General features: G+C 71.0%; 21 protein-coding genes, 1 pseudogene and 1 riboswitch. Of the genes and pseudogenes, 11 read left to right on the forward strand and 11 right to left on the reverse strand.

Features of this window, described 5'->3' with window-relative positions; genetic code table 11:
* Positions 1-110: 110 nt before the first annotated feature.
* Positions 111-959 (reverse strand): ABC transporter substrate-binding protein, encoded by an 849-nt coding sequence (locus AB0O82_RS30945; RefSeq protein WP_363587212.1) that lies wholly within the window; start codon positions 957-959, stop codon positions 111-113.
* Between the two features lie 217 nt (positions 960-1,176).
* Positions 1,177-1,382: riboswitch (cobalamin riboswitch) on the reverse strand.
* Positions 1,383-1,928: 546 nt separating this feature from the next.
* Here AB0O82_RS30945 and tkt point away from each other — a divergent pair.
* On the forward strand, positions 1,929-4,157 hold the full coding sequence (gene tkt, locus AB0O82_RS30950; RefSeq protein ID WP_363587213.1) for a transketolase: 2,229 nt from the start codon (positions 1,929-1,931) through the stop codon (positions 4,155-4,157).
* A gap of 63 nt (positions 4,158-4,220) precedes the next feature.
* Here the strand turns inward: tkt and AB0O82_RS30955 are convergent.
* Positions 4,221-4,418, reverse strand: a pseudogene (locus AB0O82_RS30955) (STAS domain-containing protein); the annotation flags it as partial.
* A gap of 164 nt (positions 4,419-4,582) precedes the next feature.
* On the opposite strand from AB0O82_RS30955, the gene AB0O82_RS30960 reads away from it, so the two are divergent.
* The 6 genes from AB0O82_RS30960 (at position 4,583) to AB0O82_RS30985 (ending at position 11,778) form a co-directional block, all read left to right on the forward strand.
* Positions 4,583-5,077: a hypothetical protein gene (locus AB0O82_RS30960; protein ID WP_363587214.1), complete on the forward strand. Its 495-nt coding sequence runs from the start codon at positions 4,583-4,585 to the stop codon at positions 5,075-5,077.
* Positions 5,078-5,480: 403 nt separating this feature from the next.
* Complete coding sequence (locus AB0O82_RS30965) at positions 5,481-6,323, forward strand: siderophore-interacting protein (protein ID WP_363587215.1); 843 nt, start codon at positions 5,481-5,483, stop codon at positions 6,321-6,323.
* 224 nt (positions 6,324-6,547) lie between these two features.
* Positions 6,548-7,936: a hypothetical protein gene (locus tag AB0O82_RS30970; protein ID WP_363587216.1), complete on the forward strand. Its 1,389-nt coding sequence runs from the start codon at positions 6,548-6,550 to the stop codon at positions 7,934-7,936.
* Between the two features lie 214 nt (positions 7,937-8,150).
* Entirely contained in the window at positions 8,151-8,537 is a 387-nt protein-coding gene (locus AB0O82_RS30975; RefSeq protein ID WP_363587217.1) for a hypothetical protein, read from the forward strand.
* Between the two features lie 206 nt (positions 8,538-8,743).
* Positions 8,744-10,882 carry a hypothetical protein gene (locus AB0O82_RS30980; RefSeq protein ID WP_363587218.1) on the forward strand — a complete coding sequence of 713 codons (2,139 nt, stop codon included), beginning with the start codon at positions 8,744-8,746 and terminating at the stop codon, positions 10,880-10,882.
* A 356-nt stretch (positions 10,883-11,238) separates the two neighbouring features.
* Positions 11,239-11,778: a GNAT family N-acetyltransferase gene (locus AB0O82_RS30985; RefSeq protein ID WP_363587219.1), complete on the forward strand. Its 540-nt coding sequence runs from the start codon at positions 11,239-11,241 to the stop codon at positions 11,776-11,778.
* A gap of 304 nt (positions 11,779-12,082) precedes the next feature.
* On the opposite strand, the gene AB0O82_RS30990 is transcribed toward AB0O82_RS30985, so the two are convergent.
* Complete coding sequence (locus AB0O82_RS30990; protein ID WP_363587220.1) at positions 12,083-12,988, reverse strand: peptidase; 906 nt, start codon at positions 12,986-12,988, stop codon at positions 12,083-12,085.
* Positions 12,989-13,751: 763 nt separating this feature from the next.
* Entirely contained in the window at positions 13,752-14,492 is a 741-nt protein-coding gene (locus AB0O82_RS30995) for a winged helix-turn-helix domain-containing protein (protein ID WP_363587221.1), read from the reverse strand.
* Between the two features lie 124 nt (positions 14,493-14,616).
* Here AB0O82_RS30995 and AB0O82_RS31000 point away from each other — a divergent pair, with 124 nt between their 5' ends.
* Both AB0O82_RS31000 and AB0O82_RS31005 read left to right on the forward strand, forming a co-directional pair.
* Positions 14,617-15,093, forward strand: a complete 477-nt coding sequence (locus AB0O82_RS31000) for a GNAT family N-acetyltransferase (RefSeq protein ID WP_363587222.1) — start codon at positions 14,617-14,619, stop codon at positions 15,091-15,093.
* Between the two features lie 461 nt (positions 15,094-15,554).
* Positions 15,555-17,846, forward strand: coding sequence for a hypothetical protein (locus tag AB0O82_RS31005; RefSeq protein WP_363587223.1), 2,292 nt, complete (start codon positions 15,555-15,557; stop codon positions 17,844-17,846).
* Between the two features lie 98 nt (positions 17,847-17,944).
* Here AB0O82_RS31005 and AB0O82_RS31010 read toward each other — a convergent pair whose 3' ends face one another.
* The 6 genes from AB0O82_RS31010 to AB0O82_RS31035 form a co-directional block, all read right to left on the reverse strand.
* Positions 17,945-18,352, reverse strand: coding sequence for a hypothetical protein (locus AB0O82_RS31010; RefSeq protein WP_363587224.1), 408 nt, complete (start codon positions 18,350-18,352; stop codon positions 17,945-17,947).
* A gap of 346 nt (positions 18,353-18,698) precedes the next feature.
* The gene (locus tag AB0O82_RS31015; RefSeq protein ID WP_363587225.1) at positions 18,699-19,091 is read right to left on the reverse strand and encodes a ribosomal protein L7/L12; all 393 of its coding nucleotides are present in this window, start codon (positions 19,089-19,091) and stop codon (positions 18,699-18,701) included.
* Positions 19,092-19,576: 485 nt separating this feature from the next.
* Entirely contained in the window at positions 19,577-19,981 is a 405-nt protein-coding gene (locus AB0O82_RS31020) for a contact-dependent growth inhibition system immunity protein (protein WP_363587226.1), read from the reverse strand.
* Between the two features lie 246 nt (positions 19,982-20,227).
* Positions 20,228-20,614 carry a nuclear transport factor 2 family protein gene (locus AB0O82_RS31025; protein WP_363587227.1) on the reverse strand — a complete coding sequence of 129 codons (387 nt, stop codon included), beginning with the start codon at positions 20,612-20,614 and terminating at the stop codon, positions 20,228-20,230.
* Positions 20,615-20,693: 79 nt separating this feature from the next.
* Complete coding sequence (locus AB0O82_RS31030; RefSeq protein ID WP_363587228.1) at positions 20,694-21,389, reverse strand: type 1 glutamine amidotransferase domain-containing protein; 696 nt, start codon at positions 21,387-21,389, stop codon at positions 20,694-20,696.
* Between the two features lie 193 nt (positions 21,390-21,582).
* Positions 21,583-23,352 (reverse strand): MOSC and FAD-binding oxidoreductase domain-containing protein, encoded by a 1,770-nt coding sequence (locus AB0O82_RS31035; protein WP_363587229.1) that lies wholly within the window; start codon positions 23,350-23,352, stop codon positions 21,583-21,585.
* 300 nt (positions 23,353-23,652) lie between these two features.
* On the opposite strand from AB0O82_RS31035, the gene AB0O82_RS31040 reads away from it, so the two are divergent.
* A complete protein-coding gene (locus tag AB0O82_RS31040) occupies positions 23,653-24,192 on the forward strand; it encodes a hypothetical protein (protein ID WP_363587230.1) in 540 nt (179 codons plus the stop codon).
* A gap of 79 nt (positions 24,193-24,271) precedes the next feature.
* Positions 24,272-25,183 (forward strand): Tn3 family transposase, encoded by a 912-nt coding sequence (locus AB0O82_RS31045; RefSeq protein ID WP_363587231.1) that lies wholly within the window; start codon positions 24,272-24,274, stop codon positions 25,181-25,183.
* A gap of 82 nt (positions 25,184-25,265) precedes the next feature.
* On the opposite strand, the gene AB0O82_RS31050 is transcribed toward AB0O82_RS31045, so the two are convergent.
* Complete coding sequence (locus tag AB0O82_RS31050) at positions 25,266-25,958, reverse strand: TetR/AcrR family transcriptional regulator (RefSeq protein WP_363587232.1); 693 nt, start codon at positions 25,956-25,958, stop codon at positions 25,266-25,268.
* Between the last annotated feature and the right edge of the window lie 29 nt (positions 25,959-25,987).

The raw sequence follows: 25,987 nt of genomic DNA on the forward strand, positions 1-25,987 counted from the left end.
CGGGACGCCCCCCAACGCGTCCGGGCCGTCCTCCACCCACACCCACCATCGGCCCCGGTCAGGGCCTGCTTCGACGCCAGGGGGCCGCGCGACGGCGGGGTGGGGCGCGGTCATGAACCCGGGTGCAGTCGGCCCAGTCCCGCGGACACCCGGGCGGCACCGTCGGCGAGCAGCACGCCGGGAGTCGACTCCGAGAACGGCACCACCACGAAAGCCTTGCGCTGCACGGCGGTGAGCTTGCTCAGCACCGGGTCGTTCTCCAAGTAGTCGATCTTGGACTGGGCCGTGTCCCAGCCGGCGTCCGCGACCACGATGGCGTCCGGGTCCGCCGCGACGACCTTCTCCCAGCTCACGTTCTGCCAGCCACCGGACAGGTCCCCGAAGACGTTGCGGGCGCCCACGGCATTGAGAACGAGTTGAGGTCCGCCGTGGCCGGCCCCGACGAACGGCGCCTTGGTGTCCGAGTCGTACCACAGGACCTTCAAGCCCTTGCCCGCGGCCGTCGCCGTGAACTCGGCCAGCTGCTGCTCCTGTTGCTGCTGGATCGCGGCGGCCCGCTCCGTGACACCGAAGACCTTGGCGACGTCGTTCAGTTCGCCCCACACCGCCTGCCAGGTCGTCGGCGGCACCTGGCTCTTGTCCGAGCAGCCGAACGGGGACAGGTACGACAGGATGCCCTGGCCGCGCAGTTCCCCCCGGGTGCCCGCGACCTTGTCGGTGAACGCGCTGGAGTAGGAGGCGTACAGGAAGTCGGGACGGGCCGCGAGGAGCTTCTCCTTCGTCGGGTAGTCCTTGGAGAGCACCGGGACGGAGTCGTAGGCCGCCTTCCACTTCTCCGGGATGGAATCGTCGAGGTAGGCGGTACCGGCCATGCGGGACTGCAGGCCGAGGGCCAGGGCCACCTCGGTGGCACCCTCGTTGAGCGTCACCAGCCGGTCGGGCGGCGCGCCGACCGTCACGGTGGACCCGCAATTGTCGACGCTGACCGGCGCGGCAGTTCCGGTCGTCCCGCCGGACGTGGTGGGCGCGGGGGCGCCCGTGCAAGCTCCGAGCATGCCGATGAACAGGAAGGCCGCGACCGCCCGGCCGACACGTATCGGACCTGTGGGACGTACGGAACATATGGAACGGAACGGATACGGCAGACCGCTGGGCACGTGTTCTCCAAAACCCTCGTGGAACATGTAGCGCCGTGGCCGGTCTCCTGGCTTCCGCATCAACGCGCCGCGGCCGACCTTCCCGGACGGCTCTTCCAACCCGCCCAGTGGCCCTGACCGCTGGAAAAGCCGGTCAGCGAGGGCCGCGGAACTCCGCGGCAACAGTGGCGAGGGCCGCACCGGACTCAGACCGGTTTCCCGTACACCACGGCGATGGCAAGGTATCAGGCGTGGTCAGGTCGGTGCTGGCCAGCCCGTGGGATGGTCGTCTGGACCGTTCCTGGGGTTGCGGGAGGGATCGGCCACGGGGCCCGGTCGGGGGTCTCAGGTGCGGGCGGCGACGATCCAGTTCCTGAACTCGACGGCGTAGTGCCGCAGGTGGTGGTCCAGGACCTCGTCCGGGCACGTGACGGGGAAGTAGGGCGCCGCCACTCGGCCGGCGGGCGGAGACGCGGCTGGTCGTCGGCGTCGAGCGGATCGAGCACGCCGTCACCGACCCTGCTCGGCGGCGGAGGCACCGGGCCGTCGAAGGGGGGCCCGCGCACGCCCTCCCGCGGACCTGCGACGGGTGGTCAGGGGTGTGTTCCCCCACTTCGGGGGCAAGCGACGAGGCGGAGCGGCTCACCGAAAGGGTGTGTCGTGCCGGACAGAGCGCCACCCCTGGGGATAGTTCGTACATCACCAGCAATCACGCGGGCGACGGCCCGGCGGTCGTGCCCGCCCAGTGCCGGAGGAACGATGGACGACAAGCCGAGACGAAGGAGCAACGGCATGGCGAACGACCAGAACGACGCTACCGCGCGGCGCGACGAATCCCTCGCGGATCCGGTGGCAGGGCGGACAGGGTGGGACGAGGTCGACGCGCGGGCGGTGGACACCGTGCGGCTGCTGGCCGCCGACGCGGTGCAGAAGGTCGGCAACGGCCATCCGGGCACCGCGATGAGCCTGGCCCCACTGGCGTACCTGCTGTTCCAGAACGTCATGCGCCACGACCCCGGCGACGACCGGTGGCTGGGACGGGACCGCTTCGTGCTCTCCTGCGGCCACTCCAGCCTGACCCTCTACATCCAGCTCTACCTGGCCGGCTACGGCCTGGAACTCTCGGACCTGCAGGCTTACCGGACCTGGGGCTCCGCCACCCCCGGGCACCCCGAACACCGGCACACCCCCGGCGTGGAGATCACCACCGGCCCGCTGGGCCAGGGCCTGGCCAGCGCGGTGGGCATGGCGATGGCCGCCCGCCGCGAACGTGGTCTCCTCGACCCGGACGCCGAAGCGGGCACCAGCCCCTTCGACCATCACGTCTACGTGATCGCCTCCGACGGAGACATGATGGAGGGCGTCACCGGCGAGGCCGCCTCCCTGGCAGGGCACCAGGAACTCGGCGACCTCATCGTCTTCTACGACTCCAACCACATCTCCATCGAGGACGACACCGACATCTCCTTCAGCGAGGACGTCCCGGCCCGCTACGCCGCCTACGGCTGGCACGTGCAGACCGTGGACTGGACGCGCACCGGCCGCTACGTCGAGGACGTCGACGTGCTCCTGGCGGCCACCCGCGCCGCCCGGCAGGAGACCGGCCGCCCTTCGCTGATCATGCTGCGCACCGTGATCGGCTGGCCCGCCCCGACCAAGCAGGACAGCGGCAAGGCCCACGGATCCGCGCTGGGCGAGGACGAGGTCGCCGCCACCAAGCGGCTGCTGGGCTTCGACCCCGAAGAGCACTTCATCGTCGAGGAGGACGTCCTGGGCCGCACACGCGAGGCCGCCGACCGCGGCCGACAGGTGCACGCCGAGTGGGACGAGAGGTTCGCGGCCTGGCGCACGGCGAACCCCGAGCGCGCCGTCCTGCTGGACCGACTGCGGGAGCAGCGGCTGCCCGACGGTTGGGCGGACGTCCTGCCGACCTTTCCCCCCGACGCCAAGGGCATGGCCACCCGCGCCGCCTCGGGCGAGGTCCTCACCGCACTGGCCCCGGTCCTGCCCGAGCTGTGGGGCGGCTCCGCCGACCTGGCCGGCAGCAACATCACCACCATGGTCGGCCAGCCGTCCTTCGTCCCCACCGACCGCCAGACAAAGAACTGGAAGGGCGGCCCCTACGGGCGCACCCTGCACTTCGGCATCCGTGAACACGCCATGGGCGCGATCCTCAACGGCATCGCCCTGCAGGGCCTGACCCGCCCCTACGGCGGCACGTTCCTGACCTTCTCCGACTACATGCGCCCCGCCGTCCGGCTGGCCGCCCTGATGCGACTTCCGGTCACGTACGTCTGGACCCACGACTCCATCGGCCTGGGCGAGGACGGCCCCACCCACCAGCCCGTCGAACACCTGGCCGCACTGCGTGCCATCCCCGGTCTGGACGTCGTGCGCCCAGCCGACGCCAACGAAACCACCGCGTGCTGGCGCACCATCCTCGAACACCGCGACCGCCCGGCCGGACTGGTCCTCAGTCGCCAGAACCTGCCTGTCCTCGACCGCGACAGCGGCGAGTTCGCCCCCGCACGGGAAGCGGCTCGGGGCGGGTACGTCCTGGCCGAGGCTCCGGGCGGCGCGACGCCGGACGTCATCCTCATCGCGACGGGCTCCGAGGTGCACCTCGCCCTGGAGGCCCGCACCCTGCTGGCGGCCGGGGGACTCGCGGTGCGGGTGGTGTCGATGCCCTGCCGGGAGTGGTTCGCCGCCCAGCCCCAGGACTACCAGGACCATGTTCTGCCCCTGGACGTACGGGCCCGGGTGAGCGTCGAGGCCGCCGTCGGACAGGGCTGGCGGGAGATGGTGGGCGACGCCGGACGGATCGTCAGCCTGGAGCACTACGGCGCGTCCGCCGACTACCAGCGCCTGTACACCGAGTTCGGCATCACCCCCCAGGCGGTCGCCGCAGCCGCCCGCGACAGCATCCTCGACACCCGGCGGGCACCGCGTCCCGGCGGCCACCAGCAGACCTCCACCCCGACCACAGGTGGCACCGGGGACCTCAGCCGCTCCGACACTTGAACGGTGGGCAGGAGGCCGATGTCCGCTTCGCGCGGCCCGGCACCGTTGGCACGCTCCTTGTGATCAGAGTGCCGTGGGGCTGGTGGCGGTGGCCGCCGAGACGTCGGGGTGGAGGGCGAAGACCCGGTCCAGTCCGACGATGTGCAGAATCCTGATGGTGTTGGCCGGGACCGCGGCCAAGGCCATGTCGGCGCCCTGTTCGGCGGCCACGTTGCGGACGGCCAGCAGAGCGGTGATGCCGCTGGAGTCGCAGAACTCCAGACCGGTCTCGCTGTTCCGCCCTCGGAGGAGGGTGGAACCACAGGACTGGTCGCAACCTCACACAAGCCCTCATTCCCGCACGTCGTGGCGGTTGGTGAACCAACGAGGTCCGCCATCCCGTTGAGGCATGTACCTGACCATCCTCCGATAGAGAGTTGGCTGCCATGACCTCCAAGCGTGTTGTCCAGTCCTCCGTACTGACCGCCGTCCTGGCGCTGAGCGCCGGCTTGGCCCTGGCTCCCGCGGCGCAGGCCGCCGGCCCCTCCGCCGGAACGACGCGGTCGGCCGCCCCAGTGGCGTCCGCCGCCTACGCGGTGCGCAGCACCCAGGTCACCCTGTCGAACCAGACCGGCAGCATGCTCTACCTCGGCTCGGCCACCCTGGCCCACGGGTGCTGGAGCGCCGGCAGTCCTCTGCCCCCGAGCTACATCCTGCCGAACGTGGCCCCCAGCTGGAAGACCGAGTCGTGCGGGTTCCTGACGGGCACCGAGGGGCAGATCGGCTTCGGCGTGGACACCTGGAGCGGGTTGATCCACTGGAGCAACCCCTACGCCGGGTCGAACGTCAACGAGTGCACTGTCGGTGCGGGTCTCACCTGCCAGGTGATCGGCGGCGGGGGGAACAACGCGGAGGTCACCTTCGTGGTGCGGCGCGCCTGAGGCCCGACCCCACCCGGTCGCCCGCCACCTGAACCACGAGTGCCTCCGGCAGGGCGGCCGAAATCGTACCGGCGTCCTGACCGGCCGCCCGCTCCCTATCCTCCCGAGCGGGTTGCGGTGCCGGATCGGTCCGGGGAGTGCGGCGCGGCCGCTCTGCAGGCGGCGACCTCGGTCGTCGGCTCCCGGGCGGCGCGCGGCGCGGTCTGGCTGCGCCGAACCGGTCGCGGGGGCTCCGTGCGACCTTGTCGCGTCCGCGAGCCGCAGCAGGGCTGCCGGGGCGTCACGTTCCCGGTCGTGGGCGGAATGGGGATCGGCTGCCGTCCCTGGGTCGAGCACCGCCTCAAGGGTGCTAACTTAGGCAAGCCTAACCAAGAAGCGCGACCACACAGCCCAGGGGGGCACCATGGCAGACCAACCGACCCGCCGGACACCGCAGGCCCGTGAAGCACAGGTGCTGCGCACCGAGCGGATCACACCGCACATGGTGCGCCTGGTCCTCGGCGGTGCGGGGTTGGAGGACTTCGACGCCACCGAGTTCACCGACCACTACGTCAAGGTGCTCTTCGCACCCGAGGGCGTGAGCTACCCGGAGCCCTTCGACATGGCGCGGATCCGCGAGGAGTTCCCGCCCGAGCAGCGGCCGATCACCCGGACGTACACCGTGCGGGCCTGGGACCCGGCCCTGCGCGAGCTGACCATCGACTTCGTGGTGCACGGTGACGAGGGCCTGGCCGGGCCGTGGGCGGCCCGCGCACAGCCCGGCGAGACGGTGCGCTTCCTGGGCCCCGGCGGCGGCTACGCCCCCGACGCGAGCGCCGACTGGCACCTGCTGGTGGGCGACGAGAGCGCGCTGCCCGCGATCGCCGCGGCGCTGGAGCGGATGCCGGCCGATGCCGTGGTGCACGCCTTCGTCGAGGTCGCGGACGCCGCGGAGGAGCAGAAGATCGTCTCGCCCTCCGGGGCCGAGATCAGCTGGCTGCACCGCGGCGCCCGCCCGGTGGGCGAGGCGCTGGTCGAGGCGGTGGGCGCGCTGGAATTCCCCGCCGGCACGGCATCCGCGTTCGTGCACGGTGAGGCGGGCTTCGTGAAGGAACTGCGGCGCCTGCTGCGCGTGGAGCGAGGCATCCCGCGCGAGCGGCTGTCGGTCTCGGGCTACTGGCGGTCCGGTCAGAGTGACGAGGCCTGGCGGGCGGCCAAGCGCGAGTGGAACGCCCAGGTGGAGGCCGAGCAGGAGTCGGCCGGCTGATCTACGCGGCCGGGCAGCCGCCCCTCCCCGGCCTCTGCCCGCCCCCGGCGGCCCCCCGCCGCCCGCCCCCCGCGGCCCCCCGCCGCCCGCACTCCCGCCTCCGTCGACGCTGTACACGGAATCGTTGTCCTCACCGCGCATGCCTCCGGCCCAGTACCGGTTTCATGATCACTGAGGGAGAATTCCAGAAGGCCAATTCGGCGCAGTCGACAGGGGGTTGGGCGATGTCGAGGCTCTTCGGCGGGCGGGGCGGCGGCAGGGGAGACGAGGGAAGCGGGAGTACGCAGGAGCTGGCCAGGTCACTGGCCCGGCAGGGGGCCTGGGGCGGTCTGTGGAAGCTGGTGCTGTCCCTCCCCTTCCCGCAGGCCGCGGCGGCAGCCGCCCACCTGAAGCCATCGCGGTGGCAGCCCCAGGGAATGGCGGAGCGCCAGCTGGCCCAGCTGCTGGCCGAGACCGACCGTCGTGAGGTGGCACGGGTCGGCGAGTCGGTCCACGCGTCGGCGTCGCGGGTGCTGCCGTCCGCCCTCAACGCCGCCGGCCCGGTCGGCTTCTGCCATCAGCTGCCGCTGGCCGCGATCAACCTGATCGGCGAGGACCTCCACCGGTGCCGGATCGTGACGGTGGACCGCACCGGCGTCCTGAACGAGTTCTACGAAGGCCCGACGAACCACGTGTCGCTGTGCTGCGTGGACGCGGGTACCGTGGTCGCCCTGCGCGACTTCGCCGGCGACGGCCACCTCCGGAACGCGGAACTCGTCGAGTACACACCCGGCGGGGAGACGGTCCTGGCCGGCGGCACGGCGCTGCTCGGAGCACGGGTGGAGGCGACGGCCGACGGTTTCGTGACGGGCCTGAGGCTGGTCAGGGCGGCGCTCGGGTTCTCCGGCGGCCAGGAGCTGCAGCTCGACCTGGCGGAGTTCGGCTTCAACCGCGCCGACCTGTTCGCCGTCGACCCCTCCGGCACCCGGATCGCGTTCGCCGACGGGTTCCGGATCCTGATCACCGACAGCAGGCTCGAACCGATGCACGAGTTCGCCGCGGACGACCACCTCGGCCACGGACCGATCAGCGCCATCGCGTTCACCGCCGACTCCCTGGTCACGGCCGGCCTGGACCGTGGCCTGCAGCGGTGGCAGGTGGTCGGCGACCGCCTGCGCCCGCTGCACCCCGCCTCGTTCCCACCACCCAGGGCCCTGCACAGGCTCAGCCCCGTGCCCGCCTGGGACCTCCTGGTCGGGGACGGCGGCAACGAGAACTTCTTCTACGACCAGACGTCCCTGGACAGCCGGACCTCGCCGCCCTTCCTGGGCTCCCTCGACACCGGCATCGGGCACTTCGAGTCAGCACCGTACGGCAGGCTCGCCGTCTACGAGGGCGGCCTGTTCCCGCCGACCCGCGACAGCGCCGACGGCTTCTACTCCACCGTGGTCCTCGACCTCGACCACCCCCTGAACCTGCTGGCCAGAGGGCTGTCGTCGCTCTCCCGCGCGGACGCCGACCGATCGCGCGCCACCCGCGCCGACGCCGGCCGCTACCCGCTGTCGGACTCCGCCCGGAACGTCCTCGACCGCATCGAAGCAGCCGCCGAACTGGTACCCGAACTCGCCCGGTGACCCCGCGATCGTCCACGTACTCGTCGTTGATCGCCGGAAGAGTTCTCTCGAACGCCCCCACCAATCTCATCAGGCCGCCTCGGGGCGGTTCGGCGAGGGCCCTTGGGGGTGCGGGAAGCGTAGCCGGCGGTGTCAGCGTCGAGCATGACCATGTCCTGGTCCTCCATGTCCAGGCCTCGGAACCTACCCCGCTGAGCCGTGCAACGATTCCCAGGTGAGAGTCCCTGATGCTCCTTTCCGTGAACGCCTGTTTGTCGAGGCGCTGGCCGTGCTGGCGGCCGATCCCTCGGCTCAGCTGACCTGGGTGGACGAGCAGGGTGTCTCGACGGATGAGGTCGCCCTGGACTTCGACCACGCCTTCCGCATGGCCGAGGGCCTGGTCGAGGACGGGGATCTCAGCCGCGAGGCGCTACGTGACCTTCGAGCGATCGATGCGATCTTCGCCGGGATGAGCGGCCGGGAGAACTCGGACCGGTGGGACAGGGAGGCTCTGACGGTCGATCCAGGGTGGATCGAAGCCCGGGAACTGGCCCGCCGGATCCTCATCGGGATGCTGGGCGAGTGGTGCCTGCCGATGCCGGAGATTCTCGTCGTGCGATAGCGGGCCCGGATCCCCCCGCAGTAGGCAGCGAAGTCACCGAAGGGTAATTTCGTAACAGCTTGTCTTTGTGATGAATACTCAGAGTGACTGCTATATGTGGGGACATGACACATGAACAGCACTCAGTCCCTCCCGGACAGCGCCCGCGGCGCGTCCGGACGGCCCGGCTCGCCGCAGGGGCCCTGGCCCTGATCGTGGGCGCCGGAATGCCCCTGTGCCTGGACATCGGGACCCAGGCGCAGCCTCGGGCCGGAGGCTCGCCCCTGGTCAGCGAGACGTTCACCCAGGCCGCCGCCCCGGAGTTCACCGGCGTGGGGTCGGCCTGTCTCACCGGCGCGCCGGCTGCCGCCGCGCCCGGCCCCGGGGACCATCCGCTCGGCGGCTGCCCGGGCGGCGTGGGCCCGGTGCCGCCCCCCGGCGGAGCGCCGCACGGCTATCTGCGGCTGACGGACGCGTCCAACGACCAGGCCGGCGCGGTCCTCTACAACAACGCGCTGCCCGCCAACCAGGGCCTCGATGTCACCTTCGACCAGTGGCAGTACGGGAGCACGACCCCGGCCAACCCCGCTGACGGCATCTCGTTCTTCCTGGTGAACGGCGACGGCGCGCTGACCCACCCCGGCGCCTTCGGCGGCAGCCTCGGGTACGCGCAGAAGCTTCCCGACGACGATCCCACCGCCACCTTCCTGCCCGGTGTGGACCGCGGCTACCTGGGCGTGGGGCTCGATGTCCTCGGGAACTACTTCGGCGACTGGGAGCACCGCGGCAACGGCTGTCCCACCCGCTCGCCCGCCGGGACGGCGTTCCGCGTCCCAGGCCCCGGGGCCAACATGGTCACGGTGCGCGGCCCGGGCGACGGGATCGAGGGCTACTGCTTCCTGACTGCCACCACCAGCAACTTCAGCACCACCGCACCCTGGCCGTCGACGCTCCCGGGCACCCTGCAAGGGCCGCTCACCGCGTTGCCCCCGGGTGCCACCCCCGTCCAGGCCGAGACCGCGCTCGAACCCTCGCGCCGCCGGGTCCATGTCGAGCTCACCCCGACGCCCGACCCGGTGCTCACCGTGTCGGTCGACTTCAACGACGGCACCGGCTCCCACCAGGTGCTCAGCACACCCGCCCCGCAACCGGCGCCCGCCACCTACAAGTTCGGGTTCGCAGCCTCCACCGGCCTGTTCACCGACGTGCACCTCATCCGCAACGTGGTGGTGAGCAGCAACCAGCCGCTGCCGCAGTTGAACCTCGTCAAGCAGGTCCGGCAGCCGCTGCCCGGTGACCTGGTGGCCGGGACGCGGGTGCCGTACGACTTCGTGGTCACCAACTCCGGTGCCACGGACATCACCGGCCTCGCCGTCAACGACCCGAAGGTCGGCCCGGTCTCGTGTCCCACGACGACGCTCGCGAGCGGTCATACGGTCACCTGCACTGCCACCTACACCGTCACCACCGCCGACGTGACCCACGGTTCCATCGACAACACGGCCACCGCGACCGGCGCTTCGGGCGGCCGACCGGTCTCCTCGCCGCCGTCCTCGCAGAGCGTGCCGATCGAACGGCCGCCCGGCCTCGCCATCGAGAAGCAGGTGCAGACGCCCGGCCCCTACACGGTCGGGCAGACGGTCACCTTCCGCTACACCGTCCAGAACACCGGGGGCACCGAGCTGACCGGCGTCCACGTGACCGACGACCACGTCGCCGACATCACCTGCGCCTCGACCGCGCTCGCCCCGGCGGAGAGCCCGGGCGACCGAACCACCTGCCACGGCACGTACACGATCACCGAGAACGACGCTGCGGCCGGCTCCGTCACCAACACCGCCACCGCCACCGGTACGGCGAACGGCCAGCCGGTCACGTCCCCGCAAACCCAACTGACGCTGCCGATCGGGGCGCCGCACCTCGCCCTGAAGAAGCGGGTGCTCTCGCACGGCCCCTACGCCGTCGGCGACACGGTGGAGTACTCCTACACGGTCACCAATACCGGCAGCACCGACCTGCACGGCGTGCTGGTCAACGACGACCGCATCGCCAGCGTCAGCTGCGAGGCGACCACGTTGACGCCCGGGGCCAGCACCACCTGCCACGGCACCTACACGATCACCCTGGCCGACATCGAAGCCTGTAAGGCGGCCCACCACCGCGGCGGCGCCGAGAAGGGCTGCGACCTCACCAACGTGGCGTTCGCGGCGGCCACCGCCCCGCACGGGAACCCGATCGTCAGCGAACCCGCCAAGGCCACCATCACCGTGGGGGAGGAGAAGGACTCCTACTGCCACAAGCACCCCGGCCACGGCCACTGCCGCAAGGGGCTCACCGAGCGCGAGCCCGACCAGGAGAATGACTGACGGTACCTCGCCACCCCCGGCCCTCGCGTCCCCTTCCCGCACGGTGTCTTCCCGGTCGGCGTCTTCCCGCACCGCGTTCACGCAGCGCTTCGTCCAGCGTCCGGGCCGGTCGACGTTCCACCTCTGCGGCGGGGCCTCGGCGCAGAGGACGCAGGCGAAGTCCTCCTCGCGCACGATGCTGAGCTGCTGGCAGGACGGGTGGCGGCGGAACACCACCTCGTGCGGGAAGCCGGACGGGCGAACGACCCCGGCCCGCCGCCGGCCTGCCGCCAGCCGTCCCGGCGGTGCCCGCCGCCCTGGGGCGCTGTGTCCCGGGGTGCCGGTCGGTCGGGTTGACTACCTGTTAGCGTGCGCGAATGGAAGATCTGGGAGCTGTGGTGTGGCCGCCTGAGCCGGTCAGGACCGGGAGGCTCGTGCTCCGTGCGTCCGAGATCCGGGACCGTGCGGCGTTCATCGAGCTGCTCGCCTCGCCGGAGGTGCACGCCTACCTCGGTGGCCCCCGGCCGCGTGACGAGCTTGAGCGCGAGATGCCCGGGGCGCCCGAGCGGTGGCCCGGGAGTTTCGTCGTCGAGCTCGACGGGTCGATGATCGGCCAGATCCTGCTCAGGAGGGCGACGGGGCACCGCCGTCCGGCTGCCGCGGGGAAGATCGATCTCGGCTACCTGTTCCTGCCGCGGGCGTGGGGATTCGGGTACGCCGCCGAGGCGTGCGCGGCGGCACTCGGCTGGCTCGCCGGCGCGCTTCCCGGCGAGCCGGTGGTGCTCACCACCCAGAGCGCCAACGTGGGCTCGATGCGTCTGGCGGCGAAGCTGGGGTTCACCGAGGTGGAGCGGTTCGAGGCCTGGGGCGCCGAGCAGTGGCTCGGCATGCGCTCCCCGGCCACGCCGTCCGATTGAGTCTGCGACGCAACCGCCGGGGAGCCCCCGCCCACCTGCGCGCGGGAGGGACCCGTGGGTTCTCGGCCGGACGCCGTCAGGAGTCGGCGCACCTGTCGTTCTCTCGTGGCGGAGAGGGGCGCTTCGCGCGCGTCCAGACGGGCGGGGGCCCGGCGCGCGCGTGTCGGTAGTGGCCGTCGCGACGGGTGCGCCGTCCGCGAACTGGCGCGGAGCAGCACCGGCCCCCTGTCCCGGCACTCCAGCAGGCTCGGCATCGAGGTCCGGCTGGAGTACCGGGGACAGGGGACCGGTACCGCGCGCGCGATCAGGCGTTCTGCGCCCCGTTGAAGACGTTGTAGGCGTCGTCACGGTAGTAGGCGCTCACCGCCCACCACTTGCCCTGCCAGCTGTTGCCCGTGACGAAGTCGCCGGTCTGAACGGCCGAGCCGTCGTTCTGGTCGTAGTTCACGAAGAACGGCCCGCCGCTGGCACCTCCGCCCAGTCCGATGCAGTTGTCGATCCGCGCGGTGGGAGGCTGCTCGGGGCCGGCCACCGGCTGGCCGCCGCACCAGAGCATGTGCTCCCGCTCGGCGGGGACCACTCCGGGGATGCCGATGATGTGCGCGTAGTTGTTGATGTCCCGGTTGAACCCGATGCCGGTGGCCCCGACGACATCCGCGATGTGTCGGCCGTTCAGCGTGTTCAGCACGAGGAAGGCGATGTCGCCCTGCGGAGCGGGGGCGTCGACCCAGCCGGCCGCCCGCCAGGTCCACCAGCCGTAGGGGGCGTTCCCCGCGTCGTAGCCGGGAGCGAACTTGAAGTCGTGCCCGCCCTCCACGCAGTGCCGGGCGGTGGCGATGACATCGCGGTTGGCGCTGGAGACGACGTTGGCGGTGCACACGCCGTCCCCGGTGAGCAGCCGCCCGGTGGTGCCCCAGACGCTGGCCTTGGCGCCGGCCATCGCGTCGGCGTTGGCCTTGGCGCCTCCGTTCGGGCTGACGGTCGGTTCGGTCGCGTGGATCGTCAGCGGCTGGCCGTCGAGGGAGCTCTCCTTCTCGGGCGCCCAGCTCGTACTGCCGGCATTCGCCGGGTTGATCAAGACGTGGCTCTTGCCGCTGACCCGCTCGATCGGCTTGGCGTCCGTGGCCGGTGCGGCGGACGAGGCCGGCACGGCCATGCCGAGGGCCGCCACCGATGCCACGACTGCTGCGAGGAGACCGCGCATGCGCATGGTTGTCCTTCCTTCGCTGTGGGGTGTGCTGTCTGCTGTCCCGTCAGCTTGGAGGCAGCATGTCAACAACGAGTCAACAACATGTCAATGGCCGGCGCGGCGACCGGCGCCGGCGACCGCGGCCCAACGCGGTGATCACCGTCCTCGGCCCGCCGATGCCGCCCCTGCTGCCGGTGGCCCAGCTCTACGCGCGCTACATCCCCTTGCTGCCGTGCCCTGAGGGCGCGGACCTGCTGCAGGTGCTGTGGTGTCCGCTGAACCACGATCCGTCGCGGTTGCCCGCGGCCAGGGTGGTGTGGGGCTCCTCCGCGCAGGTCGACGCGCTGCTGACCGATCCGCCGCTACCGGCTGACGTGGAGAATGACGGCGACTACGTGCCCGAGCCGTGCGTGCTGCACCCGGAGGTGGTGACGGAGTACCCGGCGCCGCTGGAGCTGGGGGCCGACCTCGCGGACCGGATCGGGGACTGGTGCGAGCGGGAGTTCACCGGCACCGATCCGAGGTACCGGTACGCCGAGGAGTTCCGGGCCTGCTACCAGTACGAGCTGTCGGTCGCCCCTGGGTGGAAGGTCGGCGGGCAGTTCGACCGGTGGGTGAGCAGCAAACGGCGACGCGGGCGAGGACGAGTCCGGTGTTTGTCCGGCGGCGGCGGGCCGGGCGTCGTGCGGAGCGGTCGGGGACCAGGCCTCGCAACTCACCCAACCCGTGCGGCCCTTCCACCGCCACGGCCCCACCAGCACCGGGACCGTTCATCCCATGGCCGTCAATCCGCCTCTTGGTCCCAGGGCGGCAGCTTGGTGGTCGCAGGCTGTCCGAGGTGGTCGCGCAGTTCGTGCCTGCCCAGATCCGTGAGGGCGAGGGCACGGGTGGTTCCGATCCGGGTCAGCCACCCGGCGGCCAGGGCGTGCCCGCAGATGGCGGCGCCGACGGCCCCGCCCAGGTGCGGGCGCCGTTCGGTCCAGTCCAGGCAGGCGCGTACCAGCGGTCTGCGGGAGGCGTCGGGCAGTGCGATGCCCAGGTCGTGGAGCCAGGCCGCCCCTTCGGCGGTGAGCGACGGATCGGCTCCCCACGCCAACAGGCCGAGGCCGGCCATCGAGTCGGTGACGGCCAGGCCCAGTTCTCCGGCCAGGTGGTCGTAGCAGAGCCGCGCGCGGGCCAGGGCCCGCTGCCGCCCTGAGCCCGACAGCGAACGCGGCCTGGGGGTGTGGCGCGGGGCGAGTGCGGCGAGGCTCTCGATCAGGGCCATCACGCGCGGATCGGCCATCCGCAGGTAACGGTGGCGTCCGTGGCGTTCCTCGGCGAGGAGTCCGCCACGTACGAGCACGTTCAGGTGCTCGGTCGCGGACGAGGCCGCGACACCGGCATGGCGGGCCAGTTCCATGGCCGTCCAGGCCCGGCCGTCCAGCAGGGCCAGGCAGAAGTCCGCCCTGGTGCCGTCGGCCAGCAGCCTGGCCACGGCGGCCAGGTCCACGCCGACGTCCCGGCCCTCGCGCTGGTGGTCCATGTCCCCGATTGTCGTCGATCTCGCTTCGGGCTCGGCCGAAGCGTCCGCGCCCTAACGTCCCGTACCGGCCGAGGCCACCGCGCCCTGCGCCCGCACACCTTCCGCCAACCGCCCTGGGAGCCCCATGCCTGCCACCGACAACACGCCATCGAACCCCTGGCCCGGCATCGGCCTCACGGTCACCGACGCCCCGAAGCCCGCCGACGTATCGCTCATCTCCGACGCCCTGGACCGGTTCAACACCGACTCGACAGCCGTCGACGACCGCCGCCCACTGGCCGTCCTGGTACGTGACTGCGTGACCTCCCAGGTGATCGGTGGCCTGACCGGTCGCACCTCACTCGGGCTGTTCTTCCTCGACCTGTTCTTCCTGCCGGCCGAGTTGCGCCACGGTGGCCTGGGCAGTGAGATCCTGCGCCGGGCCGAAAGCGAAGCCCGCGCACGCGGCTGCCGCACGGCGGTCCTGTACACGATCAGCTTCCAGGCTCCCGGCTTCTACGCGAAGCACGGCTGGCGACGCCTGGGCGAAGTCCCGTGCGACCCGCCGGGCACCAGCAGGGTCTTCATGACAAAGGACCTCGACCCGCCGACAGCTGCCTGAATCCGCAGCACCGCGGTTCTGCGTGCCGTGTTCTGCCCGCTCCTCAAGGACCGCGGTGGCGGGTGAGCATACGGCCCCTGCCTGAGCAGCCGACGGGCTGGCGAGCAGCCGACGGGTTGGCCCCCGCGGCCGGCAGAGCGGCGGCGGGGGCCTGCCGTCAGGTCGCCTCCGTCCGTCGAGGTACTCGCGCGTCCCTGGCCTGACCTCGTCCATTCCCGCCCCTTCCTTCTCACTCCTGTGGCACCTGTTGCCCCGGACGATACGCACCGCCGCAGACAACCCCCGGTGCCGCGGCCCGCCCGGCGCGGCCGGTTCTGAGCGGGCCGCAGGGCCGCAGGCGCGCAGGCCGGTTACGGGGAAGCTTCCGAAACGAGAACCGTTTCCAAAAACCCCACCATCGATCGGTCAAGGTCTGGCGGAACGCGGCCGTAGCGACGGCCCGCTGCGCCAGGGTGGGCGCCATGAGACTCCTGAAACCCCGTCCTGCCCCGCGCGCGGGCCGAACGCCGTTCCGCGCGCTGCCGCTGATCGCGCTGGTGGTGGCCGGCGCGGTGATATCCCTCGGTACGGTCGTCCCGGCCGCGGCCGCGACCTCCCGGGTCGACCTGAACGTCCTCGTCGTCACCGACGGCAACCCGTGGGTCGAGGGCATCCACAAGCAACTGGTCTCCGAGGGCGTGCCGACCACCGTGGTCGACCTCACCAGCAGCAACCGCGCCACCCTCACGGCGTCCTTCCTCGCCGACGCCCTGGCCGACGGCACACCGCACGGCCACTTCGAGGGCGTCGTCCTGCCCAACGACGCGCCGAGCCAGCTCTCCGCCGCCGAACTCTCCGCCCTCACCGGCTACGAGCAGGCCTACCACGTCCGGCAGGTCGACTCCTACGTGTGGCCGGGCGCCAACACCGGTCTGAGCACGCCCTCGTGGACCGGTTCGCTCGACGCGACCACCGCCACCGCGTCCTCCTCCGCCCGGACCGACGCCTTCCGCTACCTCAACGGCCCGGTGCCGTTCGAGGGCACCGCGGGCGGCAGCGGCTCGTACGGCGCGCTGGCCACGCCGGTGCCCGACAACCCGACCACCGGCTCGCACTTCGAACCGTTCCTCACCGAGACGGTGCCCGGCACCTCGACGCAGGGCGTGCTCGCTGGCGTCTACACCAGCGGCGGCCGCCAGCAGTTGGTCCTCACCTTTGCCTACAACTACGACCAGCAGCAGTTCCGGCTGCTCGCACACGGAATCGTCGACTGGGTGACGCGGGGCGTCCACCTGGGCTACTGGCGCAACTACTTCTCGGCACACATCGACGACCTGTTCAACGCCAACTCCCGGTGGAGCCAGAGCGGCAAGTGCACCCCGGGCGAAGGCGACTGCGCCGCCGGCGTGCCGGACACCACGCCCATCCGGATGGCCGCCTCCGACGTCACCGACACGGTGAACTGGCAGCAGCAGAACGGCTACACCCTGGACTTCCTGTTCAACGCCGGCCCGGGTGTCGAGTACCAGCAGGAGCAGGGCGGCGACGACCCGCTGAGCGACGCGCTGCTGGCGAACAAGAACAGCTTCCGGTGGGTCAACCACACCTACGACCACCCGTTCCTGGGCTGCGTGCAGGACTTCTCGGTGATCCCCTGGCGGTGCCAGACCGACGCCTCGGGCGCCATCGAATACGTCGACCAGCCCACCATCAGCTCCCAGATCACCCAGAACATCCAGTTCGCCCAGGCCAACGGCCTCCCGTTCCGGCCGAACGAACTGGTCGCGGGCGAGCACTCCGGCACCGTGATGCTGCCGCAGCAGCCCGACGACAACCCGAACTTCCTGGCCGCGCTGAGCGCCGACAACATCCAGTGGCTCGGCGTCGACGCCTCCCGCGAGAGCGGGCAGCGTCAGATCGCCTCCGCGCTCGGTACCCCGCGCCACCCGGTCAACGTGTTCTACAACGTCTCCACCCAGGCCGACGAGGTGAGCGAGTACAACTGGCTCTACACCTCCAAGGCGAACGGTGGCAGCGGCAACTGCGAGGCCAACCCGGCCACCACGACCTGCATCGCACCGCTGGACCCGAACACCGCCTGGTCGAGCTACGTCCTGCCGCTGCAGGTCAGGATCACCCTCGGGTACGTGCTCTCCAACGACCCGCGGCCCTTCTTCATGCACCAGTCCAACCTGACCGACGACAAGCTGGCCCTGCAGACCCTCACCGGCATCCTGTCCACCTACCGCACCTGGTTCACCGCGGACACCCCGGTGGTCAACCAGACCCTCACCGACTCCGGGACGGTCCTCCAGCAGCAGGCCGGCTGGCAGCACGCCCAGAACACGGGCTCGGCCACCGGCTACGTCCAGGGCGGCGTGGTCACCCTCCAGGGGACCTCCGGCACCGCCGTGCCGGTCACCGTGCCCGCCGGCACCACCGTCGCCGGCGGTGCCACCTTCGGGGCCGCGTACGGTGGCGAGCAGTCCGCGAACACCACGCTCGGCGCGACGGCGACCGCACTGACGCTGCCCACGAACGTGTTCGGTACGGTGGCCGACTCGACCCCCACCGGCCCGGGCGCGGAGCTCGCCTCCTACGCCAAGGGCTCCCCGCACGACGTGCGCCGCGACGGCGACGCCATCGTCATCACCGACCCGACCGGCACCCACGTCCTGCCCAAGCTCGCCGGCGCGCCGGAGGAGCAACTGCACATCGGCGACCACCACCACAACCCGTACAACGCCGTCCCGAAGGCACCGGCCAAGAAGTAGCCCGCACCCCGTACCGCGCACCCCGTACCGCGGCGGCGGGCCGCACGAGCGCTCCCCGGCCCGTGCGGCCCGCCGCCCGCCGCCCGCCGTCGGCCCGGCTACGCGGTGCCGACGGTGAGCCGGGTGATGGTCCCGACCACCTCGGTGTCGGTCGCGTCGAGCAGCGAGGCCCGGACGGCCGCCGTGTCACCCGCGACGTAGCGGCTCTGGTTCAAAGTCGTGACCGGGACGGTCACTTGGACATTCGCGCCCGTGCAGTTCGGGGTGAAGCGGGCGTAGCCAAGGGCGCCGGACGCACGGTCCTCGGCGGTCACGGTCGCGGACGCGACGAGACCGCCGGCGTCGCAGGAGTACGCGATGGTGACGTTCACCGTCGCCGAGGCGCCACCGGAAACGGTCGCGCCGTCGACCCGCACCCCGGCGCCGGCGTGCGCCGGGGCCGCACCGAGCACCACCCCCGCGAGCAGTACGGGTACGCCGAGCAGAGTCACGATCCTGCCGTTCATGATGCCCCTTCCAACGCCGATCGCTGTTCCCACACCGTCGACGACGGTACGGACCGGCCGGACGGCAAGTCGATCCCGGAGTCCTTCCCCGGGGTGATACGCCGGGGCCGGCGCCGCCGGCAGTGTCACCGCCGGGACCTGCAAAACTGACCTGACCATACATCATCAGTGCTAACTGGCAAGGAAGTTGACTCAGATCGCGCGCACGCGGCGGCCTGTAGATAGCCCGGCGGCCTCGCAACCCGGCCTGGCTCCCGTCCCACCCCGTCTCGTCGCGCTGCGACAGCCAGGACCGTAGGCCACCGTCGCCCCGATGCGCCTGGCCTGTGTACAGGTGACAGGGGGCTCAGGTGCCGTGGTGGGCGGTGTGTCCGGGCAGGGGGCCGTAGGCGGTGCAGTAGCCGCAGTCGCAGGTGGTGAGGGAGTTGGCCTGGCAGTGGGCGGTGGGCCAGGCCCAGGAGGTGCAGGGCCCGGGGTCGACGGGGGTGCCGTCGTCGGGCAGGGTGCGCCGGCACCAGTCACACCGGACGGAGGCAGGTACGCCGGCCCGGCGCAGCTGGCGGGCCGCGGTGGCGGCGATCTCGAACGGAACGTCTTCCCGCACGGTGGCCGGTGCGCTGTCCAGGAGCCGCTTGCTGTGCCACAGACTCAGGCCGGTGACCGCACGTACCGCCTTCAGGGCCGTCGCCCCGCCAGGCGAGCCACCGTTCACCACGATCGTGAACTGCGGATCCTCCACGAACCCCCCTTGGTCGGTCAGTGTCGTGTCCGGTGCCAGTCAACCGCCCGGGCCCGAGCCCGGCCACCGGTTTTCCACACCGGGCGCGCCGTCAGACCCCGACACCCGGCCGCACCCCGGTGAGCCGTGCCGTACGCCTTCCCGCCGACTACCGTGACTTCGTCACGTACTACGGCGGCGAGCTGGACGAGTACCTCGGCGTCAGCACGCCGCCGGTGGCCGGCTCCCCCCCGGTACGGCGACCTCGTCGACGGACTGGACTTCGACCCGGCGGAGGGGGCGCCGCCCCTCCCGCGCGGCTGAACGCAAGCGCTCGGAGCTGTAGCGGAGCTCGCGCACCAGGACGGCCCTCCACGGGCTTTCGGGGCGTGAGGCTGCCTGCCCGCAGCGCGCGTCGGACGACCGCTCTCCCATGGCTGACGGGCAAGAAGGTAGCGATTCATCGTCGCCGCGTGACTACGAGAGGAGCCTGGCCTCGACCCACGTCAGCAGGGAAGCAGAGCCAGAAACCTCGCGGCCTTCTCCATCAAGGAAGGCGGCAGATCGGCCAACCCTGAGACGATCACGCCGAGCTTCCGTCCAAGCTCGGGCCACTCGCGCCAGACCGCTGAACTCCTGGTGAGTACGGCGGACAGCAGGTCGCCCTCATACATGTCGCCCTCTGCCATTGGGTTGTCTCGCAGTACCTCCACGGCCATCGGCAGGAGATGAGCAAGGCCCACGTCCTGTCCAATCAGCAGACGCATATCCTCGACGGTCAGCTCGCAGATTGGCCGACGCCGAAGCGCATGCACCGTCGCGACGAGATGGCTCGTGTAAGCCGGCGTGGCGGGCCAACGGTCGCGTTCAAGCTCCTCCAGGGAACGGCCAGGGTCTACGAGTCGAGTCACCGGCCGATCGTCCCACGCCTCACATCCCAAACGCAGTCAGACTGAGGACCCGCTGGGGCCTGACCGTTGCCGCCCGGTAGCGGGAGGCGACGGAGCAGCTGGCCGCCGGCTGCCCCAACGAGGCGCTGGCTGTGGCCGTCGCCGCTGACCGGTGCCCCATGGGGGCTGCCCGTGTCGCCGCTACTGCCTCGGCGCGCTCGGCGAGTTCGGGTGTGTTCGAGGTCGCGGCCGCGGACCAGCGGCGGATCACTCTCCAGGTTCGACCCACTGCGACCGCCAGGCCGGCGGGTCGAACGGGTCGGCGAAGTACTGCGTCTCCCGCACCACGCGGCCTGCCGAGAACTCCATGATGCTCACGGTCTGCGTGGGTTTGCCGTCATAGGTGAGCACGAATTCGGTCACCCAGAGGTCGCCGGATCCGAGGATCCTGCGCACGGTGAAGGTCCGGACCGCGGGATGTTGGGTGCGCAGTGCCTGGATGTTGCTCCTGCCGCGGATGACCTCGCCGGACTGCGGGTACTCGACGATGACGTCGTCGGCGTAGATGTCGTGTTCCGCGTCCGCGTCGCCGCTGTTCGATGCGGCCCAGTGCCGATCCAGCAGGGCCCGGGCAACCGTCGCTTCCACCGTCATGGCTCCTTCGCTCGGAACACCACGCGTCCGATGTCCTGCGACGCGGGCGCGTGCCTGGGCCGGATCGCTCCAGGACTGGTCACTTGAGGATCTCCAGCATCCGGTTCCCGAGGACCGCGGCCGAGGCCGGGTTCTGTCCGGTCACCAGGTTGCGGTCCTCGACCATGTAGGGCTCCCAGACCGGACCGCGGCTGAAGTCGACCCCGACCTTCGCCTTCACGTCGGTCTCCAGCAGCCACGGCGCCCTGGAGGCCAGTCCGACGCCGTCCTCCTCCTCGTCGGTGAAGCAGGTGATGTGGTAGCCCTTGAACGGCGACTCGCCGTGGATCCTGGTGGCCAGCATCGCGGCGGGACCGTGACAGACGATGAACAGCGGCTTGCCCGAGGCCAGTTGCCGGGTCAGCAGCCGCCCCACGTCGGCGTCCCACGCCAGGTCCGCCATCGGACCGTGACCGCCCGGCAGGTAGACCGCGTCGTAGTCCTCCAGACGCACGTCCGACAGCTGTAGCGGTCGACGCAGCACCTCGGCGGAACGGATGACGGCCTCCAGCTCCAGGGCGCTGTCGTTTCCGCCGACCATCTCGGGGCGCAGGCTCATCATGTCGACGGTCGGTGTCACACCGTTGGGCGTCGCGACGACGACCTCGTGACCGGCGTCCGTGAGGATCTTGTACGGGTTCGCGAACTCCTCGGCCCAGTAGCCGGTCGCGTGCCGCGTGCCGTCCTTCAACACCCAGTAGGTGGCTCCGCTGACGATGAAAAGCACCGTTGCCATGGCAGAGATCCCCTCTCGGACACATGCCAGGAGTGGGTTCGGCGGGATGCCCCACGGTGGGATGTCCCACGCAACCGACCCGCCCCGCCGGTCTCCTCCCCTCGCCCCACGCAACCACGCTAGGCAGCTGCGCCGACCGCGCGCAACCCGGTGCTCCGTCGGCGGTAGCGCCCCCGGTCACGGACACCTCCGGTTACATGTCCAGGACCACGTCGGCCGGGGGCGTCGAGCAGCAGATGAGCGCGCTTCCCGTGGCGGGGGGCTCCAGGGGCTGCGGGGCGTACTCGACGTGGCCGGAGAGGAGCGCGGTCTCGCAGGTGTGGCAGATTCCGGTGCGGCAGGACCAGCGTACGGGCACGTCGCACGCCTCGGCGAGTCCGAGCAGCGTGCCGTAGTCAGGGTGCCAGGGGACGATCAGCCCGGTGCGCGCGAAGGCTACGGACGGTCCCGGGCGGCCGGCGGGAGGAGCGGCCGGCTGGTGCGGTGCCCGGGCGGGTCCGGTCACCAGGCCGGGGGTGACGGCGGACGTGGCCCCGAAGACCTCGGTGTGGATCCGGGAGGACGGCAGGCCGCAGGCCTGAAGGGCTCCGGTCATGTCCCGCATGAACGCGTTCGGTCCGCAGATGTAGGCGTCGGCGTCCGGAGGCGGCTCCAGGCCGCGGATCCGCTCGGGACTGAACCGCCCGCTGACCGTGTAGTCGACACCCGGGCGGTCGGCGCCGGACGGACGACTGTAGGAGACGAACGACCGGCGTGCGGGCAGTTGGGCGAGCAGTGCGCGCACTTCGTCGGCGAACGGGTGGTTCTCGCCGTCCCGGGCCGCGTGCAGCCACCACACCGCGCGCTGCGAGTGCTCCGCGGCCAGGGCGTGCAGCATGGCCAGGACCGGGGTGGCGCCGACACCGGCGGACAGCAGCAGGACCGGAGTGTCCGCGTCCGTGAGCAGGAACGTGCCGCGCGGGGCGGCGACATCGAGGACGTCACCCACCTTCACGTGCTGGCGCAGGTAGGTGCTGGCGACACCGTTCGGCTCCTGCTTGACACTGATGCGGTACGTTTCGGCGCCCGGCCGGCCGGAGAGCGAGTAGTTGCGGATGACCGGGGAGGCCTGGGGGTCCGGCCGCAGGCGGACCGTGAGGAACTGCCCCGGCAGAGCGGCGGGGAGGGGCTCGCCGTCGACCGCCGCCAGAGTGAGCGAGAAGATGCCCGCGCTCTCCGGCTCGATGCGGGAGACTTCGAGCCGACGGAACCCGGGCCAGGCCGGCGGCGGGCTGCTGGTGGTCAGCCCGCGGTTTCCACCCGCGGCGCCGGAGCCGCGGTCCGCGTCGTCGAGCAGGGCTCGCAGCGACGTCTTCCAGCCGGGGCTCAACGCGGTGATGCGCAGGGCCCGTTCGAGCTGTGGCCGGGCGTGGCCGGGCAGGTAGAGCAGCGCGTCGATCTCCGCGACGGTCATCTCCTCGGGGCCCGAGGCGATCTTCACGATCTCGTCCCCGGCCCGCACCCGCCCTTCGGTCAGCACCCGCATGTAGAAGCCTGGGCGGCGATGGGACACCAGCAGGGCGGCCATCTGCGGCTCGCCGAGCCGCAACCCCACGCGGTAGCACGTCACGCGGGGTTGGGTGACCTCGAAGACCGCACCGCCGATCCCGTAGCGGTCACCGACGCACACCTCGTCGTCGGCGAGTCCGTCCACGGTGAGGTTCTCGCCGAACTGGCCGTACGTGAAGTCGTCCCGTTTCAGGTGCTCCTGCCAATGGCGGTAGGAGCTCAACTGGTAGACCAGTACGGCACGTTGCTCGCCGCCGTGCCCGGTGAGGTCACCCTGCCCGTCGCCGTCCAGGTTGAGCCGGCGCGCCATCACGGGCCCGGCGACGGGGTGCTTCCAGATGCCGGTGCGGGTGGTCCTGCCCTGCCAGGGGACGTCCTTGGGCATGCCGACGTTCACGGCGATCAGAACGGCCATGACCTGTGCTCCTCCCGCGCTCGACAGGCCGGTTCCTCCAGCGTCGTATGGTCGGCCGCCGGCCGCACCCGATGAGCTCTGCGCGGCGCCGGGGCGCGGCGACGAGTAGGGTGAGAACCGGTGGGCACCGCCGCCGGACGCGTGCCGCAGGCGCGGGTACGCCGTCGTCGGTGAGGCGATCATGAACCTCGACGATCATGAACCTCGAACAGGCCTCGTTCGTCACCGGCGAGGTCCTGTGTGTCGACGGCGGCCAGAGCGCCGGCTTCTGAAAGAACCGGGATCGGGAGCGATCGACATATGCGCACTCGCAAGCAGCTGACCCCGCTTGGCGCTGTCGGTGCGGGCCTGGCGGCGGGAGTGGTCGGCACCGTCTGCATGGACGCCGCGCGGTTCCTGCGCCAGCGCCGGGTCGGTGGCGAACGCAACGCCCTGCACTGGGAGTTCGCCCCGGTCCGCACCTGGCAGGAGGCGCCGGACCCAGGGCAGGTCGGAAAGCGTCTGGTCGAGGCCTTCACCCGGCGCGAGCTGCCGGACAGCGCGGCGTTCCCCGTCAGCACGTTCATGCACTGGGCTTACGGAGTGGGCAACGCGGCCTTCTACGGCGCCGTCAGTGCCTCGCTGCGCAAGCCCCACGTCCTCTACGGGCTCCCGTACGGTGCGCTCGTGTGGCTCAGCGGATACGTGGTGCTTCCGATCGCGGGACTCTACAAACCCATCTGGACATACGACGCCAAGACGCTGGGTGATGATCTGACCGCCCACCTCGCCTACGGCCTTGGCACCAGCAGCGCTTTCTGGTTGCTGAGCAGGGTTTCCGTGTTCTCACGACAGCTGTAGTTCGCGATCCGGCCGATGCTGGTGCTGGTCGGCGAGGTGGTGGCCGGGTCCGGGCATGATGACGGTACACATCGCGACCATGGCGAGGTGTGACCCAGGATCCGACCTGATCAATATCGCGCTGTTCACGCACTTCATCCCGTGCGGGGTGTGGGAGGCCGTCTACATCATCGAGGGCCTCCTCAAGAACACCTCCGAGGTCAAGCCGACCACCGTGCACGCCGACACCCAGGGCCAGAGCGTGCCCGTTTTCGCCCTGGCGCATCTGCTGGGCTTCGATCTGATGCCCAGGATCAGGAACTGGAAGGGCCTGACCTTCTACCGTCCGTCCAAGCAAAGCGAATACGTCCACATCGACTCCCTGTTCGGCGAGCCGGGCAAGAACGTCATCGACTGGGATCTGATCGAGTCCCAGTTCCGGCACCTGATGAAGGTGGCCGTGTCCGTGCGGGAGGGCGCCATCTCGTCCTCGACGCTGCTCAAGCGGCTGCGGTCGGGCTCGCACAAGAACTCCACCTACACCGCCTTCCGCGAGGTCGGCCGCGTGATCCGCACGGTGCAGCTGCTGCGCTACCTCTCGGACGCGCCGCTTCGCCGGCGGGTGACCGCGGCGACCAACAAGGTCGAGTCGTTCAACCGGTTCTCCCAGTGGGTCGGCTTCGGCAATCAGGGCGTCCTCGCCGACAACGACCCCATCGAGCAGGAGAAGGCGATGAAGTTCAACGCCCTGCTCACGAACGCGGTGATCTTCCACAACGCCCTGGATATCGCGGAGATCATCCGCCAGCTCCTGGAGGAGGGCTGGGAGATCGACCCGGAGGACCTGGCCCACATCTCGCCGTACCTGACCGAGCACATCAAACGATTCGGCGAGTACTCCACCCACGAACTCGGTATCCAGCCCGAGGCGTACGACCCGAAACTCGACGTCGACTTCACCCAGCTTCGGGACCAGGACCCGGCCGCCTCCGGCTTCAGCACAGCCGCCTGACCGTCACCTCTGTGAAGGACCCTGTCATGCCCGTTGAGCAGTACGGCCCTCCGCCTCGCTCGCATTCGGCAGGAGCTGAGCGTCACGCCGGCGGCCGGGCGAGTTTGGCGGCCACGGCGTCGAGGACCCAGTCCAGGCCGGTCGCGAAGGATGCCTCGGCGTCCACGTCCGTGCCCTCGTACACGGCCTTGGTCAGCGCCGGGAAGCGGCCCGTGGCCAGCATTCTCGTCAGGTGCGGGCCGCGGGCGCGCTGCCAGTCGTGCTTGGACAGGCCCGTGGCGCGCTCGGCCCGCAGATTCGTGATCTCGCGCCTGATCGCGCCCGTGAAGTAGGCGCTGACCGTCTCCACGGCGCGCATGACGGTGTCGATGTCGGCGAGGCCGTCAAGGGCGGACAGGGTGGACTCGGCCACGGCGAGGCCGTTCGGGCCGAAGGCCGGGCGGCCGCCGAGCAGGTCGGCCAGCCATTCGTGACGGAGGGCGGCCTGCCTGGTGCGGTGGGCGAGGACGCCCAGCGCCTCCCGCCAGTCACCGGGCTGTTCCTCGGGGAGAATCTCGGCCTGGACCTCGTCCACCATGAGGTCGAACAGCTCCTCCTTGGTGGAGATATATCCGTACAGCCGCATCGGGCCGGCCTCCAGCCGGGCGGCGACCTTGCGCAACGACACCGCCGCAAGGCCGCCCTCGTCGGCCAGCGCGATGGCGGCGGCGACGATCCGCTCCCGGTCGAGCGGCACGGGGCGAGTCGGCGGCTCCGGCCGGTCCCACACGGTCATGGTCACTCCGAACTGTTGCGATGCATCGT

Source organism: Kitasatospora sp. NPDC088264, assembly GCF_040685715.1.
Taxonomy (GTDB): Bacteria; Actinomycetota; Actinomycetes; order Streptomycetales; family Streptomycetaceae; genus Kitasatospora.